The sequence below is a fragment of the Streptomyces sp. NBC_00122 genome, from assembly GCF_045160845.1.
Taxonomy (GTDB): Bacteria; Actinomycetota; Actinomycetes; order Streptomycetales; family Streptomycetaceae; genus Streptomyces.
This window is the reverse complement of sequence record NZ_CP108191.1, coordinates 1993422-2008217: the sequence shown is the minus strand read 5'-3', so window position 1 is coordinate 2008217 and position 14796 is coordinate 1993422. Positions and strand designations below refer to the sequence as shown.

Annotated in this window: 11 protein-coding genes; 8 read left to right on the top strand and 3 right to left on the bottom strand. The window is 73.9% G+C overall.

The window, feature by feature from the left end; genetic code table 11:
• The first annotated feature begins 240 nt into the window (after positions 1-240).
• On the top strand, positions 241-777 hold the full coding sequence (locus OG737_RS09475; RefSeq protein WP_328925761.1) for an HNH endonuclease: 537 nt from the start codon (positions 241-243) through the stop codon (positions 775-777).
• A gap of 57 nt (positions 778-834) precedes the next feature.
• On the opposite strand, the gene OG737_RS09470 is transcribed toward OG737_RS09475, so the two are convergent.
• A complete protein-coding gene (locus tag OG737_RS09470) occupies positions 835-3831 on the bottom strand; it encodes a beta-N-acetylglucosaminidase domain-containing protein (protein ID WP_328925760.1) in 2997 nt (998 codons plus the stop codon).
• Positions 3832-4093: 262 nt separating this feature from the next.
• Between OG737_RS09470 and OG737_RS09465 the strand changes: the two genes are divergently transcribed.
• A complete protein-coding gene (locus tag OG737_RS09465; protein ID WP_328925759.1) occupies positions 4094-6136 on the top strand; it encodes a 4-alpha-glucanotransferase in 2043 nt (680 codons plus the stop codon).
• 107 nt (positions 6137-6243) lie between these two features.
• Entirely contained in the window at positions 6244-6480 is a 237-nt protein-coding gene (locus OG737_RS09460; RefSeq protein WP_328925758.1) for a hypothetical protein, read from the top strand.
• 104 nt (positions 6481-6584) lie between these two features.
• On the opposite strand, the gene OG737_RS09455 is transcribed toward OG737_RS09460, so the two are convergent.
• A complete protein-coding gene (locus OG737_RS09455) occupies positions 6585-7085 on the bottom strand; it encodes a MarR family transcriptional regulator (protein ID WP_328925757.1) in 501 nt (166 codons plus the stop codon).
• Positions 7086-7191: 106 nt separating this feature from the next.
• On the opposite strand from OG737_RS09455, the gene OG737_RS09450 reads away from it, so the two are divergent.
• From OG737_RS09450 to OG737_RS09435, 4 genes are all read left to right on the top strand, one after another.
• The gene (locus tag OG737_RS09450) at positions 7192-8463 is read left to right on the top strand and encodes an MFS transporter (RefSeq protein WP_405921405.1); all 1272 of its coding nucleotides are present in this window, start codon (positions 7192-7194) and stop codon (positions 8461-8463) included.
• Between the two features lie 69 nt (positions 8464-8532).
• A complete protein-coding gene (locus OG737_RS09445) occupies positions 8533-9474 on the top strand; it encodes an EamA family transporter (protein WP_328925755.1) in 942 nt (313 codons plus the stop codon).
• Between the two features lie 42 nt (positions 9475-9516).
• A complete protein-coding gene (locus tag OG737_RS09440) occupies positions 9517-10443 on the top strand; it encodes a DMT family transporter (protein WP_405921404.1) in 927 nt (308 codons plus the stop codon).
• A gap of 10 nt (positions 10444-10453) precedes the next feature.
• Positions 10454-11356, top strand: coding sequence for a LysR family transcriptional regulator (locus OG737_RS09435; RefSeq protein WP_328925753.1), 903 nt, complete (start codon positions 10454-10456; stop codon positions 11354-11356).
• A 199-nt stretch (positions 11357-11555) separates the two neighbouring features.
• Here OG737_RS09435 and pepN read toward each other — a convergent pair whose 3' ends face one another.
• Positions 11556-14138, bottom strand: coding sequence for an aminopeptidase N (gene pepN / locus OG737_RS09430; RefSeq protein WP_328925752.1), 2583 nt, complete (start codon positions 14136-14138; stop codon positions 11556-11558).
• Positions 14139-14276: 138 nt separating this feature from the next.
• On the opposite strand from pepN, the gene OG737_RS09425 reads away from it, so the two are divergent.
• Complete coding sequence (locus OG737_RS09425) at positions 14277-14777, top strand: DUF1203 domain-containing protein (protein ID WP_328925751.1); 501 nt, start codon at positions 14277-14279, stop codon at positions 14775-14777.
• The last annotated feature ends 19 nt before the right edge of the window (positions 14778-14796 follow it).

The window sequence follows — 14796 nt, the reverse complement described above, 5'->3', positions numbered from 1 at the left end:
GGATCCGGGGAGTGCGGGCAGACCAACCACACTAACGGGGCATTCCTGTCGCCGTATTTGGTTAGGGGGTCGGTGTTCGAGGGAGAGACCAGACTCACGTGGGGATGACGTGGGTGTGGTTGAAAACACCTCGGACCCGTTACGGGCTCGTGGTGGCGCTTCGACCAGCCGTAAGGAGAGACTGGAGAGCAGATCGTCCCGGCGCGAGCCACGCGCCGCCGGCGTACAAGGAGGCAGTCCGTGCCGCACGTCCTGGTCCTCAATGCGTCGTACGAGCCGCTCGGCGTCGTACCGCTCCGCCGCGCGCTCGTCCTCGTCCTGGAGAACAAAGCGGTCTCCCTGGAGGAATCCGGCGCCTATCTGCACAGCGCGACCAGAGCCGTCCCCGCGCCCAGCGTGGTCCGGCTCAAGCGCTTCGTGCGGGTCCCCTACCGGGGGCCCGTTCCGCTCACCCGGCGCGCCCTGTTCGCCCGGGACGGCGGTCGCTGCATGTACTGCGGCGCCGTCGCCACCAGCGTCGACCACGTCATCCCCCGCAGCCGGGGCGGCCAGCACGCGTGGGACAACGTCGTCGCCGCGTGCCGCCGCTGCAACCACGTCAAGGCCGACCGGCACCTGCTGGAACTCGGCTGGCGCCTGCGCCACCAGCCGGCGCCTCCGTCGGGCCTGGCCTGGCGCATCATCGGGACGGGGCACCGGGATCCGCGGTGGATGCCGTACCTCCAGCCGTACGGGGCCGAGGACGCCCTGGACCGCATCGGCGTCGCGGCGTCCTGACCCCGCGTCCTGACCCCGCGTCCTGGGGCCGAGCCCCAGGACGCCGGGCCCGCAGGGCTACGGGGTGACCGCGTAGGCCTCCGCCGACCAGAGCGAGCAGCCGTAGCGCGTCGCGCGGGTGTCGCACGTGACGCGCACGAAGCGGGTCCCGGGGGCGTCCAGGCGCAAGGATTCACGGCCGCCCGCCGACGCCGCCACGGTGGCGGCCGGCCGCCAGGTCAGCCCGTCCACCGAGGTCTCCACACGGTAGGACGAGGGATGGGCGTCCTGCCAGTGGAGGTCCAGGCGGCCGATCCGGGCCGGGGCCGGGAGCTCCGCCTGCCACCACGCGCCGTCCACCGGCGGCGAGGACCAGCGTGTGGCCGAGGAGCCGTCCACGGCCGCCGAGGCCGGGAACGCGGGCGTCTCGTTCGCCGAAGAACTCGCCCGCGCCGTGCGCAGCAGGTCCGGCCCGCCGGTGCGGAGCACCGCCCGTACCGTCAACGTGCGTGCCTCCCCGTCGAAGACCACCGGCACCTGGTAGGTGCCGGGCGGCACGTCCCGCGCGACCGCGACCTCGAACGGGATCGTCACCCGCCCGCCGCGCGGCGCCACGGCGTTCTGCGGCAGCCGGACCTCGATGCCCTGCGGCGGCCGCGCGGACAGCCGTCCGCGGACCTCGCCCGGTCCCAGCGCGGACAGCTCCGCCGAGAGCGGCCGCGCGGCCCCGCCGATCTCGGCGTCGACCGCGCCCCCGTCCTTCAGCTCGAAGCCGGCCCGGGGGCCGTCCCCGAGCCAGGGGACCACCCGGTGCACGGTGGGCGCGGTCCCGGCCCAGGACAGCCGTACCGCGTCGGCGCGCAGCCCCGCCGTGTCCACCTGGGTCCAGCCCGACGGCGCGGCGTCGCCGACCTTGCGCCAGCCCTCGCCCGGTACGTGGGCCTCCACCGCCGCGCCCCGGACCCCGGCCGGGAACGGATCGGTCGTCACCGTCACCGCCACCACCGGGCGCTGCCCGTCCAGCCGTACGGTCCAGGCGCCCGCGTCCTTCGTCACCTCGCCCGTCTGACGGCCGGCCCCGGTCCACGCGTCCGCCTCGGCCGTCGCCTTCGCCAGGAAGGGCTCCAGGACGGCCTTGTCCACCGTGGCCGGGCCCGTCTCGGCCAGTGCCTGCCGGGCGCGCGCCAGCGCCTGCGTGGCCTGCCAGGCGGCCGCGCCGTCGCCGCGGGCCTGGGCCCGCAGGACGTCGACCGCCAGCTCGCCCGCCGCTCCGTAGCGCGACAGCCGCTCCAGCCAGGGCCCCGCCTCGTCCGAGAGGGCCGGCAGTCGGCCGGGGGCCTCGCGAAGGACCGTGAACGCCTTGCGCAGTTCGGTGCCGGCCGCCGGGTCGCCCGCCGCCCGCGCCTTCCAGAACTGTTCGACGAGCGGTTTCAGGTACGCGGACTCCTCCATCTTCAGACCGGACGAGGCCGTGTTCCCGGCCAGCGCCGCGACCGCCTCGCGCGTGCGGGGGTCGGGGCCGGACAGCTCGCGCACCGCCGCCGCCCAGGACTCCCCGGGCCGGTAGCCGCGCGGATTCCAGGCGAAGTCCGCCGCCGTGAAGACCGGGATGCGCGACAGCGTGCCCTGCGGCATCGCGTTGGTCAGCAGCGCCGCCGAGCCGCCCGCGACCGCCGGATCGCGTCCCGCGTACGGTCCGAGGAAGATCCGGCCCGGATCCCAGTCGTTCACCGGGTAGTTGTCCATGGTGACCAGCGGGTGGCCCAGCGCCGAGCGCGCCCCGGCCAGCTCCCTGCCGGTGATCGTGCGGGGCACCACGCCCACGCCCGTCCAGGCCACCTCCACCCGCGGGTCCAACGCGGCGGACAGGGCGGTCCGGTAGGCGGTGGCGCCCTCCTGGTAGAACTCCGTCGGCAGCAGCGACAGCGGCGCCGCCCCCGGATGCCGTGCGGCCAGGTGCGCCGCCAGCTCGGCCGCGACCTCCGCGTGCGCCTTCGCGGCCGCGGCCGGGCCCTTCCCGAACCGCTCCCGGTCCGCCTTGCAGCCCCACTCGGTGTAGCTGATGTCCTGGAACTGCACCTGGAAGGCCCGGAAGCCCAGCTCCCACATCGCGTCCAGCTTGCGCGCGAGCGCCGCCCGGTCGCCCACGGAGGACAGGCACATCGACTGGCCGGGGGTCACCGCCCAGCCCAGGACGACCCGGTTGGCGCGGGCCCGTTCGGCCAGCGCCCGGAACTCCTCCTGCTGCTCCGCGGGGTACTCCTGGCGCCAGGCCGTCGTCCGGTACACGTCGTCACCGGGCGCGAGCAGCAGCCGGTTCTGCTTGGTGCGGCCCATGAAGTCCAGCTGCGCCAGCCGTTGCTCCTGCGTCCAGGGCTGCCCGTAGAACGCCTCGGCGATCCCGCGCACGGGCGCCGTGGGCCAGTCCCGAACCAGCACGCCGGGCGCCTTCCCGCCGCCCGCCGCGAGCAGCTGACGCAGCGTCTGCGCCGCGTGGAACAGCCCGTCCTCCCCTACGCCGGCCAGTGCGATCGTGTCCCGGCCGCCGGGCTTGCCCACCGCCAGCCGGTAGCCCCCCTCCGGCAGATCGCGGGCTTCGGCCGCGCCCAGCGCCCGCAGTGCCTCCTGCGCGTCGGGGCCCTGGAGCCGTACCACGGTGCCCCGCTCGGGTAGCGGCGCCCCGGGGGCCCGCTCGTGCACGGTCCGCACGCCCGCCGCGCGCAGGGCGTCCCGGACCACCTGGACCGCGTGCGGATCCGCGTCGGACGGGGCCACCAGCACGGCCTCCGCGCCCAGCGGCACCTCGCGCGCCGGGTCGGCGGCCATCGACTGCGGCCGCGGCCACACGGCCGGGCCCTCGGCCGCGGTGCGCGGGGTGTCGGCTCCCGGGTCGAGGAGGGGTCCGGGGGCGGAGGCGGCAGCCGCCTCCTTGGCCGCTGTACCGGAGCCGCCCGGTGTGGACGGTACTGACGGCGCCGAAACGGCCCCCGGAGGCGAGGACGCCACGGCTCCGCCCAGCAGTGTGCCGAGCACCGCGACGGCAGCCGTCGCCCGCTTGCTGCCCCTCAGCTGCACAGAGTCTCCTCGTCGCGAGACGTCCCCCACCCGTACGAATGAGCCCGAGCCCACCACCCGTGCGGCTCATGTGTCAATCCGAGAAGTCGTTTTGTGGATTCGGCCACAGCGGGCGGACCACGGCGGCGAGGGATGGCCGGTCGGCCCTCGGGTATCTCGTTTGGGTGAACGGGGTCGCGGAGCGCCCACTCGGCTAGGAGCGGTGAACACCGCAGCTGTACAACCTTCTGACCCACCATCACGCACGAAGGAGTGCCCGTAGATGGACGACCTGGCCCGGCTCGCGGCCCTGCACGGCATCGCCACCGCCTACCAGCCCGCCGCGGACGTCACCGTCCAGGTCCCGCGGGCCACGGTCGCCACCGTGCTCGGGCTGCTCGGCATGGCCACCGACACCCCCGAGGACGTCCGCCGGCACCTCGCCGACGCGCAGCGGGAGGCCGAGACCCGGCTGCTCCCGTCCGTGCTGGTGTGCTGGGCGGGCGAACCGCCGCCGTCCGCGCTGGCCGCCCTGCCGCCCGGTACCCGGATCCGCCTGGAGCCGCAGGAGGTACCGGACGAGGCACCGGACGAGGCACGGGGCGTACCGGACGAGGCGCCGCACGCGGCCGCCGAGTGGCTGACCGGCCCCGGGGAGCCGCTGCCCGACGGGCTGCCCCTGGGCGTCCACGGCATGACCGCCACCCTGCCCGACGGCCGCACCGCCGAAGCCACCCTGATCGCGGCCCCGGACCGGGCCCCCGCCGCGCCCGAGCGCACCCACGGGCTGCTCGTCCAGCTCTACTCCCTCCTCTCGGAGCGCTCCTGGGGCATGGGCGACCTGGGCGACCTCGCCGACCTCGCGCGGTGGGCCGGACACACCCACGGCGCCGGCTTCATCCAGGTCAACCCGCTGCACGCGGCCGTGCCCGGCACCCCGACCGACCCGTCCCCCTACCGGCCCTCCTCCCGCCGCTTCCCCGACCCGGTCCACCTGCGCGTCGAGGACGTGCCCGAGTACGCCCGCTGCCCCGACCGCGGGGCCCTCGCCGAACTCGCCGCCCGGGGCGGTGAGCTGCGCCGCGAGGTGCTGGAGAAGGGCGCGCTGATCGACCGGGACGCCGTCTGGGCGCTCAAGCGGGCCGCCCTGGAGCTGCTGTACGCCGTCCCGCGCACGCCCGAACGGGAGGCCGCCTACGGCGAGTTCCGCGCCGGGCAGGGTCCGCCGCTGGACAAGCACGCCGCGTGGTGCGCGGCGGCGGCCGGCGAGGACCCCGGTCAGCGGCTCGACTTCCACCGCTGGCTGGTCTGGCTGACCGACACTCAGCTCGCCGCCGCCCAGCAGGCCGCCCGGGAGGCCGGCATGGCCGTCGGCATCGTGCACGACCTGGCCGTCGGGGTGCATCCCGACGGCTCGGACGCCCGTACCGGACCCTTCCACGCCCGAGGCATCTCCGTCGGGGCCCCGCCGGACGCCTTCAACGCGCGCGGCCAGGACTGGGGCCTGCCCCCATGGCGCCCGGACCGGCTGGCGGCCACCGGTTTCGCACCCTTCCGGGCCCTGCTGCGCGGGGTGTTCCGGTACGCGGGCGCCCTGCGGATCGACCACGTCATGGGCCTGTTCCGGCTCTGGTGGATCCCGGAGGGGAGCACGCCCGCCGAAGGCACGTACGTCGGCTACGACGGCGAGGCCATGCTGGCGATCCTGGTGCTGGAGGCCCATCGCGCCGGGGCCCTGGTCATCGGCGAGGACCTGGGCACGGTGGAGCCGCGGGTGCGCCGGGCGCTGGCACGGCGCGGGGTGCTCGGGACCTCGGTGCTCTGGTTCGAGCGGGACTGGGCCGGCGGCGGGAACCCCCTCGCCCCGCGGGACTGGCGGGCCGACTGCCTGGCCACCGCCACCACCCACGATCTCCCGCCCACGGCCGCCAAGCTCGCCGGCAGCCACGTGGAACTGCGCCACCGGCTCGGGCTGCTGACCCGCGAGGTCGGGCTGGAACGGGCCGAGGACGCCGCCGACACCGCCGAGTGGCTGGCCGTACTGGACCACCTCGGCCTGGACGCCAAGGGCGAGGAGGCCGCCGTACGGGCCCTGTACGCCTTCCTGCTGCGCACGCCCGCGCGGCTGGTCGGCGTCTGGCTGCCGGACGCGGTGGGGGACCGGCGGCCGCAGAACCTGCCGGGCACCTGGGACCAGTACCCCAATTGGCGGCTCCCGGTCGCCGATGCCACGGGGCGCCCGCTGACCCTGGAGGAGCTGACCGCCTCGCCACGGGCGAACGCCCTGCTGAGCGCGGTACGGAAGGGGCTCGCCGAGGAGGGGTGACGAGGAGGGCGGGGAGGAGGGGCGGGAAAGAGGGGCGGCGAGGACGGGTGACCCCGTACGGCACCCCCGGGCGCGCGGCCCGTTCGGCTGTTCGCTACGTTTGCACCGTGGACAAGAAGAACGCTCTGCGCGCCGGCGCCGTCACGGCCGGAACGACGCTGATGATGCTGCTGATGACGTCTCCCGCCCTGGCGCTGACCCGTGACGACGGCGACGACCCGGGCACGGGCCTGAGCATCGGCCAGACGCTCGGCCTGTACGTGGCCCTGCCGATCGTGCTCTTCCTGGTCATCACGGGCCTCGTGATGGTCCTCGACAAGTCGCACAAGCAGCAGCAAGGCTGACCCGGTCCGGCCCGGCGGGCCGGACCGCATGACTTCCGGGCGCCGGGGGTCCGCACGACCGACACGATCGGCCGTGTGGCGACCCTCGGCGCCTTGTCGTGTCCTCAGACCCCGGCCATCAGCTTGCGGAGCAGGCCGGTGAGCACCTTGACCTCCTCGTCGCTGAGGCCGGTGAGCGCGGCGCGCTGTACCTCCAGGCCGGCGGAGACGGCCTCGTCGATGAGGGCGAGGCCCCGGTCGGTGATCGTGACCTGGAGCCCGCGCCGGTCGTGGGGATCGGGCTTGCGGCAGAGCAGCCCGGCCTTCTCCAGCTTGTCCAGACGCCCGGTCATGCCGCCCGTGGTGAGCATGAGCGTGGCCGACAGCTGGCGGGGCGAGAGCGTGTACGGCGCCCCGGAGCGGCGCAGCGTACCGACGACGTCGAACTCCCCGCGCGAGACGCCGTAGCGGCCGTAGGCCTCCTCCATCGCGTCGCCCATGGCCCTGGCGATCCGGTAGATGCGGCCGAAGACGGCCATGGGGGCCGTTTCCAGGTCGGGGCGCACCACGGCCCACTGCCCGATGATCGCGTCGACGGCGTCCTTCTCGTCCTTCTCGTCCTTCATGGCTGGAGTATCCGGCTCCGATCGGTCGTTCGCAAGAAAGTAGCTTGACGAAAAGTAGCTTAAGGCTAAGCTACTTTCAAGCAAGCGATTCTGGTGGGGGGACGACATGAAGGCAGTCGGCGAGGTACGGGTGGCGGGGGAGCGGTCCCTGCTCCTCGGCATCGGGATCAGCTCGGTCGGGATCGGCATGTACGTCCCGTTCTCGCTGGTCTTCTTCCACCACGTGACGGGGCTCTCCTTCACCCTGGTCGGCCTGGTCATGACCGTCACCGGGGTGGCCGGGCTGGCCTTCATGCCGCTGGCCGGCACGGCCGTCGACCGGTTCGGCGCCAAGAACGTCAACCTGGTGCTCTACGGGATACGGGCGCTCGGCTTCGCCCTCTATCCCCTCGCGGGCTCCCTGCCCGCCTTCGCCGCGGTCGCCCTCGTCACCGCCCTCGCCGACCGGTCCTTCGGCGTCGTCCAGCAGTCCCTGATCGGGGAGGTCGCGCACGGCGCCGCCCGCGACCGGCTCCAGGCCTCCACCCGGGCCCTGCAGAACGCCGGGATGGGCGCGGGCGCCCTGCTCGTGTCCGGGGTGCTGGCGCTGTGGGGCACCGGCGGATTCACGTACACCGCCTGGGCCAACTCCCTGGCCTTCGCCCTCGCCGGACTGCTCGTCGGCCGGGTCCGCCCGGTGCGCGCGGCCGCGGCCGGCGCCCCGGGGCGGGCGCCCGCCGGCTACCGGACGGTGCTGCGGGACCGGCCCTTCCTCGGGCTCACCGCCGCCAACTTCCTCACCGCGCTGGGGTACTCCGCCCTCTCCGTGCTCTTCCCGCTCTACCTCTCCACCTGGCTGACGGCCCCCGACTCCCTCACCGGAGCCGCGTTCACCGTCAACACCGTCCTGTGCGCGGGTGTCGGCGTCCTGATCGCGGGCCGGGTCCGCCGCTCCGGCGCCCGCCGCACCCGCTCCGCGGCCCTCGGCGCACTGCTCTTCGCCGCCGCCTTCGTCGGGCAGATCGTGCTCGGGACGCTCCGCCCCGGCCAGGGCGTCACACTCGTCGCCCTGCTGTTCATCGTCGTCGTCTACACCGTCGGCGAACTGGTGCACAGCCCCTCCGGGGGCGCCCTGTCGGTCTCCGCGGCACCCGAAGCCGTCCGCGGCCGCTACCTGGCCACCTACCAGCTGTCCTACTCGCTGGCCGGCGCCCTGGCGCCCTCCCTCTTCACCGCGCTGCTCTCGGTCGACGGCCGCCTGCCCTGGGCCGTCCTGACCGTCGCCGCGCTCGGCGCCGCCCTCGCGCTGCTCCGGCTGGAACGGCACCTGCCCGCCGGGGCCGTGTACGCGCAGCCGCCGGCCGCCGCCCCGCGCGTGCCGGCGCACGCCGCCGCCTGAGCCGCTCCCGCCGTTCCTCCTTCTCCTTCCTCCCTCCCCTCTTCCTCACCCGATCGAGGAGCCATCACCATGAAGCGTTTCGCCACCGTCGCCCTGACCGCCCTCGCCCCCGTCTCCTGGGGTTCGACCTACTTCGTGGCCACCGAGCTGCTCCCGCCCGACCGGCCCCTGTTCACCGGGGTGATGCGGGCCCTGCCCGCCGGACTGCTGCTGACCGCCCTGGCCCGCACCCTGCCCCAGGGCCGGTGGTGGTGGAGGTCCGCCGTCCTCGGCACCCTCAACATCGGCGCCTTCTTCCCACTGCTGTTCCTCTCCGCCTACCGCCTGCCCGGCGGGGTCGCGGCCGTGCTCGGCTCCGTCGGCCCGCTGTTCGTCATAGGACTCGCCGCCCTCGTCCTCGGGGAACGGGCGAGACTGCGCACCGTACTCGCCGCCGTCGCGGGGGCGTTCGGCGTGAGCATGGTCGTCCTCACCGCCGAGGCCAGACTCGACCTCGTCGGCATCGTCGCCGGCGTGATCTCCTCCGCCTCCATGGGCGCGGGCACGGTCATGGCCAAGCGCTGGGGCCGCCCCGAGGGCGTGGGCCCGCTGGCCGTGGCCGGATGGCAGCTCGTCGCGGGCGGTCTGGTCATCATCCCGGTCGCCGCGCTCGTCGAAGGGGCGCCGCCCGTGCTCGACGGCAAGGCCTTCCTCGGCTACGGCTACATGATGCTGATCAACACCGGTATCGCGTACTGGCTCTGGTTCCGCGGCATCGGGCAGCTCAGCGCCACCTCGGTCACCCTGCTCTCGCCGCTCTCCCCGCTCACCGCCGCCGTCATCGGCTGGGCCGCCCTCGGGCAGGCGCTGACCCCGGTACAGCTGGTGGGCATGGCGATCGCCTTCGGAGCCACCGTCGCCGGTCAGCTCGCTGCCGCCCGTACGGCCGGGAAGGCGGAATCTTTCAGTTCAGCTGAACAGATCGATCGAAACATTTCGATGGACCTGGGCGATGAGCGGGTGCGACGGTAGTCCCCTCGACAACGGACAACGACCCCGAGGGGGAAACACACAGTGGCCGTCATGGACCGCGTCCGCGCCGTTTCGCAAGGCAAGCCGGCAGCGCCGGGGAAGAAGGGGGCCGCCGGACTCGGCGTACTCCTCGCCCTGCTCGCGACGGTCGTCTGGTCCGGCAGCTTCGTCGCCACCCGGGGGATGGCCGACAGCGTTCCGCCCGTCCAGGCGGTCTTCTGGCGCTGGATCATCGCCACCCTCGCGGTCGCCCCCTTCGCCGCCCGTCAGGCCTGGCAGCAGCGGGCCCTGATCGTCAAGCACCTCGGCTTCATCGCCCTCGCCGCCCTGTTCGGCGTCGCCCTCTACAACACCCTCGTGCACCAGGCCGGCCTGACCACCTCCGCCTCCAACATGGGCATGATCATGGCCGCTTCGCCGGTCGTCATGGCGCTCTACGCCCGCCTCGGCGGCGAACGGCTCGGCGCCCGGCGCACCTTGGGCCTGCTGCTCGCCGCCCTCGGCGTGCTGCTGCTGGTCGGCGACGGCTCCCTCGGCTTCGACTTCGGTGCCGGAGACCTGTGGATGTTCGCCGCCGCCCTCTCCTTCGCCACGTACAGCGCACTGCTCAAGCGCAAGCCCGCCGAACTGGGCGGCCTGGCCTTCCTGATCACCACCTTCGTGCTCGGCGCGCTGATGCTGGCACCGGTCTACGCCGTCTCCCTCTCCGTCCAGGGCGGGTTCGAGCTCACCGCCGGAACGGTCGGACCCCTCCTGTACGTCGGCGTGTTCTCCTCGGCGGTCGCCTTCTTCGCCTGGAACAAGGCCATCTCGATCATCGGAGCGGCCCGTGCCGGAGTCGTCTACTACCTCCAGCCGGTCTGCGTGGCGATCCTCGGCTTCCTGCTCCTCGGCGAGGCGACCGGACCGGCGCAGCTGCTCTGCATGGCGCTGATCCTGGGCGGAGTGGGCCTGGGTGCCCGGCGGTAGGTTCGGGCCCATGACCGAGTGGGACATCAAGAAGCTGCGGATCCTGCGGACCCTCGCCGAACAGGGGACCGTGACCGCGACGGCCGAGGCGCTGCACATGACGCCCTCGGCCGTTTCGCAGCAGCTGACGAACCTCGCCCGCCAGCTGGGGGTGGTGCTGCTGGAGGCGCAGGGCCGCAGGGTCCGTCTCACCGACGCCGCGCATCTCGTACTGCGGCACGTGGAGGCGGTGTTCGCGCAGCTGGAGCGGGCCGACGCGGAACTGGCCGACTATCTCGCCGGGGACGCGGGGGAGGTGCGGGTCGGCGCCTTCTCCACCGCAGTGCCGGCGCTCGTCGTTCCGGCGGTGGCGGCGCTGCGGCGGTCGCACCCCGGGGTGGAGATCCGGGTGCGGGAGACGGAGGCGGCGGAGTCGTACGAGCTGCTGTCGGCCGGAGCCGTGGACGTGGCGCTGTCACTGGCGGCCCACGCACCGACCGCCCGGGATCCCCGGTTCACCCGGGTGCCGCTCCTGGAGGACCCGCTGGACGTGGCGCTCCCGCCGGGCCATCCGCTGGCGGCCGCGCCGGAGCTGCGGCTGGCGGACCTGTCCGGCGACCCCTGGATCTACGGGGGCAGCGACCCCTGGTCGGAGATCGCCCGGGGTGCCTGCGAGGCCGCGGGCTTCGTCCCGGAGCAGGCGCACTCGGCGTCCGGCTGGACCGCGATCCTGGCCATGGTCGAGGCGGGGATGGGCGTGGCGCTGGTCCCCCGCATGGTGTCGAGCCGTGCCTCGGGGGCAGTGGTACGGGTGCTCGCCGGTGACCGCCCGACCCGGCACGTGATCGCGGCGGTCCGGCGCGGCGCCGAGTCCGCTCCCGCGCTGGCCCACGTCCTGACGGCCCTGCGCGAGGCGGCGTCGGCCCGGCGGTGACGCCTGCGCGCCCGCCGGACCCCGACCGCGGGGTGCGGGCCGCCGCTGCGCGGAGCCGTCTCCCCGCTCCGCCCTTTCGCCGTTTCCCCGCGGCTCCGCCCCGGACCCCGTACGTGCGCTCCGCGCCCGTGCCCTCAAACGCCGGGCGGGCTGGATCTTCCAGCCTCGCCGGCGTTTGAGGCGCGGGGGTTCGGGGCCCCTAGACCTGAGCGGCAGCGGCGGCCGCGTCGGCCGCCTGGGCCTTCAGCGCACGCTCGACGCCCGAGCGGGACTCCGAGACCAGGCGGCGCAGGGCCGCGTTCGGCTCGGCCGAGGCCAGCCAGGCGTCCGTGGCGTCCAGGGTCTCCTGGGAGACCAGCAGGGACGGGTACAGGCCCACCGCGATCTGCTGGGCGATCTCGTGGCTGCGGGTCTCCCAGACCCCCTTGACCGCCGCGAAGTACTTCTCGGCGTACGGGGCCAGCAGCTCGCGCTGGTCGCTCTGGACGAAGCCGCCGATCACGGCCTCCTGCACCGCGTTCGGCAGGTCGGCGGACTCCACCACCGAGGCCCACGCCCCGGCCTTGGCCTCCGCCGTCGGGAGCGCGGCCCGGGCGGTCGCCGCGTGGCGCTCGCCCGCCGCCGTGGAGTCCCGCTCCACCTCGGCCGCGATGGCCGCCTCACCGGCGACACCCGTCGCGGCGAGGCGCTCCAGGAACGCCCAGCGCAGCTCGGTGTCGACGACCAGGCCCTCGATCTCGGCCGCGCCGTCCAGCAGCGCCGAAAGGTAGGTCAGCTGGCCCTCGGTGCGGGCCGTGGCCGCGAAGGCACGAGCCCACGCCAGCTGGTGGTCGCTGCCCGGCTCGGCCGCGCGCAGGTGCTCCAGCGTGGCCTCGGTCCAGGTCGCCAGGCCCTCTTCGCGCCACGCCGGGTCGGCGTACAGGTCGACGGCGAGCTTCACCTGACGGTGCAGCGACTGGACGACGCCGATGTCGGACTCCTTGGCGATGCCCGTGAGGACCAGCGCCAGGTAGTCGCGGGTGGCGAGCTCGCCGTCGCGCGTCATGTCCCAGGCCGACGCCCAGCACAGCGCGCGCGGCAGGGACTCGGTGAAGTCGCCGAGGTGCGCGGTGACGTTGGCGAGGGAGGCCTCGTCCAGGCGGACCTTCGCGTACGACAGGTCGTCGTCGTTGAGCAGCACGACGGCCGGCCGGGTGCGGCCCACGAGCTCCGGCACCGCCGTCAGCGCGCCGTCGATGTCCAGCTCGATCCGGTCGGTGCGCACGAGGCGGCCGTCCTGGAGCTCGTACAGGCCGATCGCGATCCGGTGCGGGCGCAGGACCGGCTCGCCCTTCGCACCCGCCGGCAGGGCCGGGGCCTCCTGGCGGACGGCGAAGGCGGTGATGACACCGGCGGCGTCGGTGGTGATCTCCGGCCGCAGGATGTTGATGCCGGCGGTCTCCAGCCACGCCTGCGACCAGGCGGTCAGGTCGCGGCCGGAGGTCTCCTCCAGGGCGCCGAGCAGGTCGGACAGGCGCGTGTTCCCGAACGCGTGCGCCTTGAAGTACGCCTGCACGCCCTTGAAGAAGGGCTCGATGCCGACGTAGGCGACGAGCTGCTTGAGCACCGAGGCGCCCTTGGCGTACGTGATGCCGTCGAAGTTGACCAGGACGTCGTCCAGGTCACGGATGTCCGCCATGATCGGGTGGGTGGACGGCAGCTGGTCCTGCCGGTACGCCCAGGTCTTCATGGAGTTGGCGAAGGTGGTCCACGCGTGCGGCCACTTCGAGCCCTCCGCGTAGGCCTGGCAGGCGATCGAGGTGTAGGTGGCGAACGACTCGTTCAGCCACAGGTCGTTCCACCACTCCATGGTCACGAGGTCGCCGAACCACATGTGGGCGAGCTCGTGCAGGATGGTCTCCGCGCGCAGCTCGTACGACGCGTCCGTCACCTTCGAGCGGAAGACGTACTGGTCGCGGATGGTGACCGCGCCCGCGTTCTCCATGGCGCCCGCGTTGAACTCCGGCACGAAGAGCTGGTCGTACTTGGCGAACGGGTAGTCGTACGCGAACTTCTCCTGGAACCAGTCGAAGCCCTGCCGCGTCACGTCGAAGATCTCGTCCGCGTCGAGGAACTCGGCGAGCGAGGGGCGGCAGTAGATGCCGAGCGGCACGGACTGACCGTCCCGGCCCTCGTAGGAGCTGTGCACGGCGTGGTACGGGCCGACGATCAGCGCGGTGATGTACGAGGAGATGCGCGGGGTCGGCTCGAAGGCCCACACCCGGTCCTTGGGCTCCGGCGTCGGCGAGTTCGAGATGACCGTCCAGCCCTCGGGGGCCGTCACGGTGAACTGGAACGTGGCCTTCAGGTCGGGCTGCTCGAAGCTGGCGAAGACCCGCCGCGCGTCCGGCACCTCGAACTGGGTGTACAGGTAGGCCTGCTGGTCGACCGGGTCGACGAAGCGGTGCAGGCCCTCGCCGGTGTTGGTGTACGCGCAGTCCGCGACGACCCGGAGCTCGTTCGATCCGGCGGCGAGACCCGCCAGCGCGATGCGGGAGTCCCGGAAGACGGCGGCGACGTCCAGCGCCTTGCCGTTCAGGACGACCTCGTGCACGGCCGGGGCGACCAGGTCGATGAAGGTCTCGGCCCCGGCCTCGGCCGACTGGAAGCGCACGGTGGTCACGGACGGGTACGTGCCGCCCTCCTGCGCGCCGCTGAGATCGAGTTCGATCTCGTAGGAGTCGACGGTCAGCAGCTTTGCCCGCTGCTGAGCCTCTTCACGGGTGAGATTCGTGCCTGGCACGCGTTCATCTCCTTCGATGGTGACGGTGTCCGTCATCTTTCCACGAGGCCCGGGCCACCGTGGCGGAGTAATCCACGGGCGAACGCGAGGTCGGAAACCTGCCGGACAGGGCCGCCGCCCGCGGGGACCCTGGTGGGCATGAGCATCGGACATAAGGCAAGGCCCATCGGGGCGGCGGCGCTCGCGGAGCTCCGGGCACGTGACGACGCGGGGCGCGGCCGCGTCCCGTACACCGACGAGGAGGGCGGCGCGCCGCTGAGGTGCTGCCTGCGGCCGAGTGCCGCCGGTGAGCGGATCGCGCTCGTCTCGTACGCACCACTGCGGCGCTGGGCCGCCGCGGCCGGCGCGGACCCGGGCGCGTACGACGAGCAGGGGCCCGTCTTCATCCACGCGGAGGACTGCGGCGGTCCGGCGGGCGGCGGAGCGTATCCGTTCGCCGGGCCGGGCGTGCGGCGCACCGCCCGGCGGTACAGCGCCCGGGGGCACATCCTCGGGGGCCGGGTGCTGGAACTCGGCGAGGAGCCGGACGGCGTCGTCGACCGCGCCCTCGACGAGGCGTTCGCCGATCCCGAGGTGGCCCTCGTGCACGTGCGGGCCGTCGAGTTCGGCTGCTTCCTCTTCGAGGTGCGCAGGCCCTGACACGGCTGAGGGGCGGCAC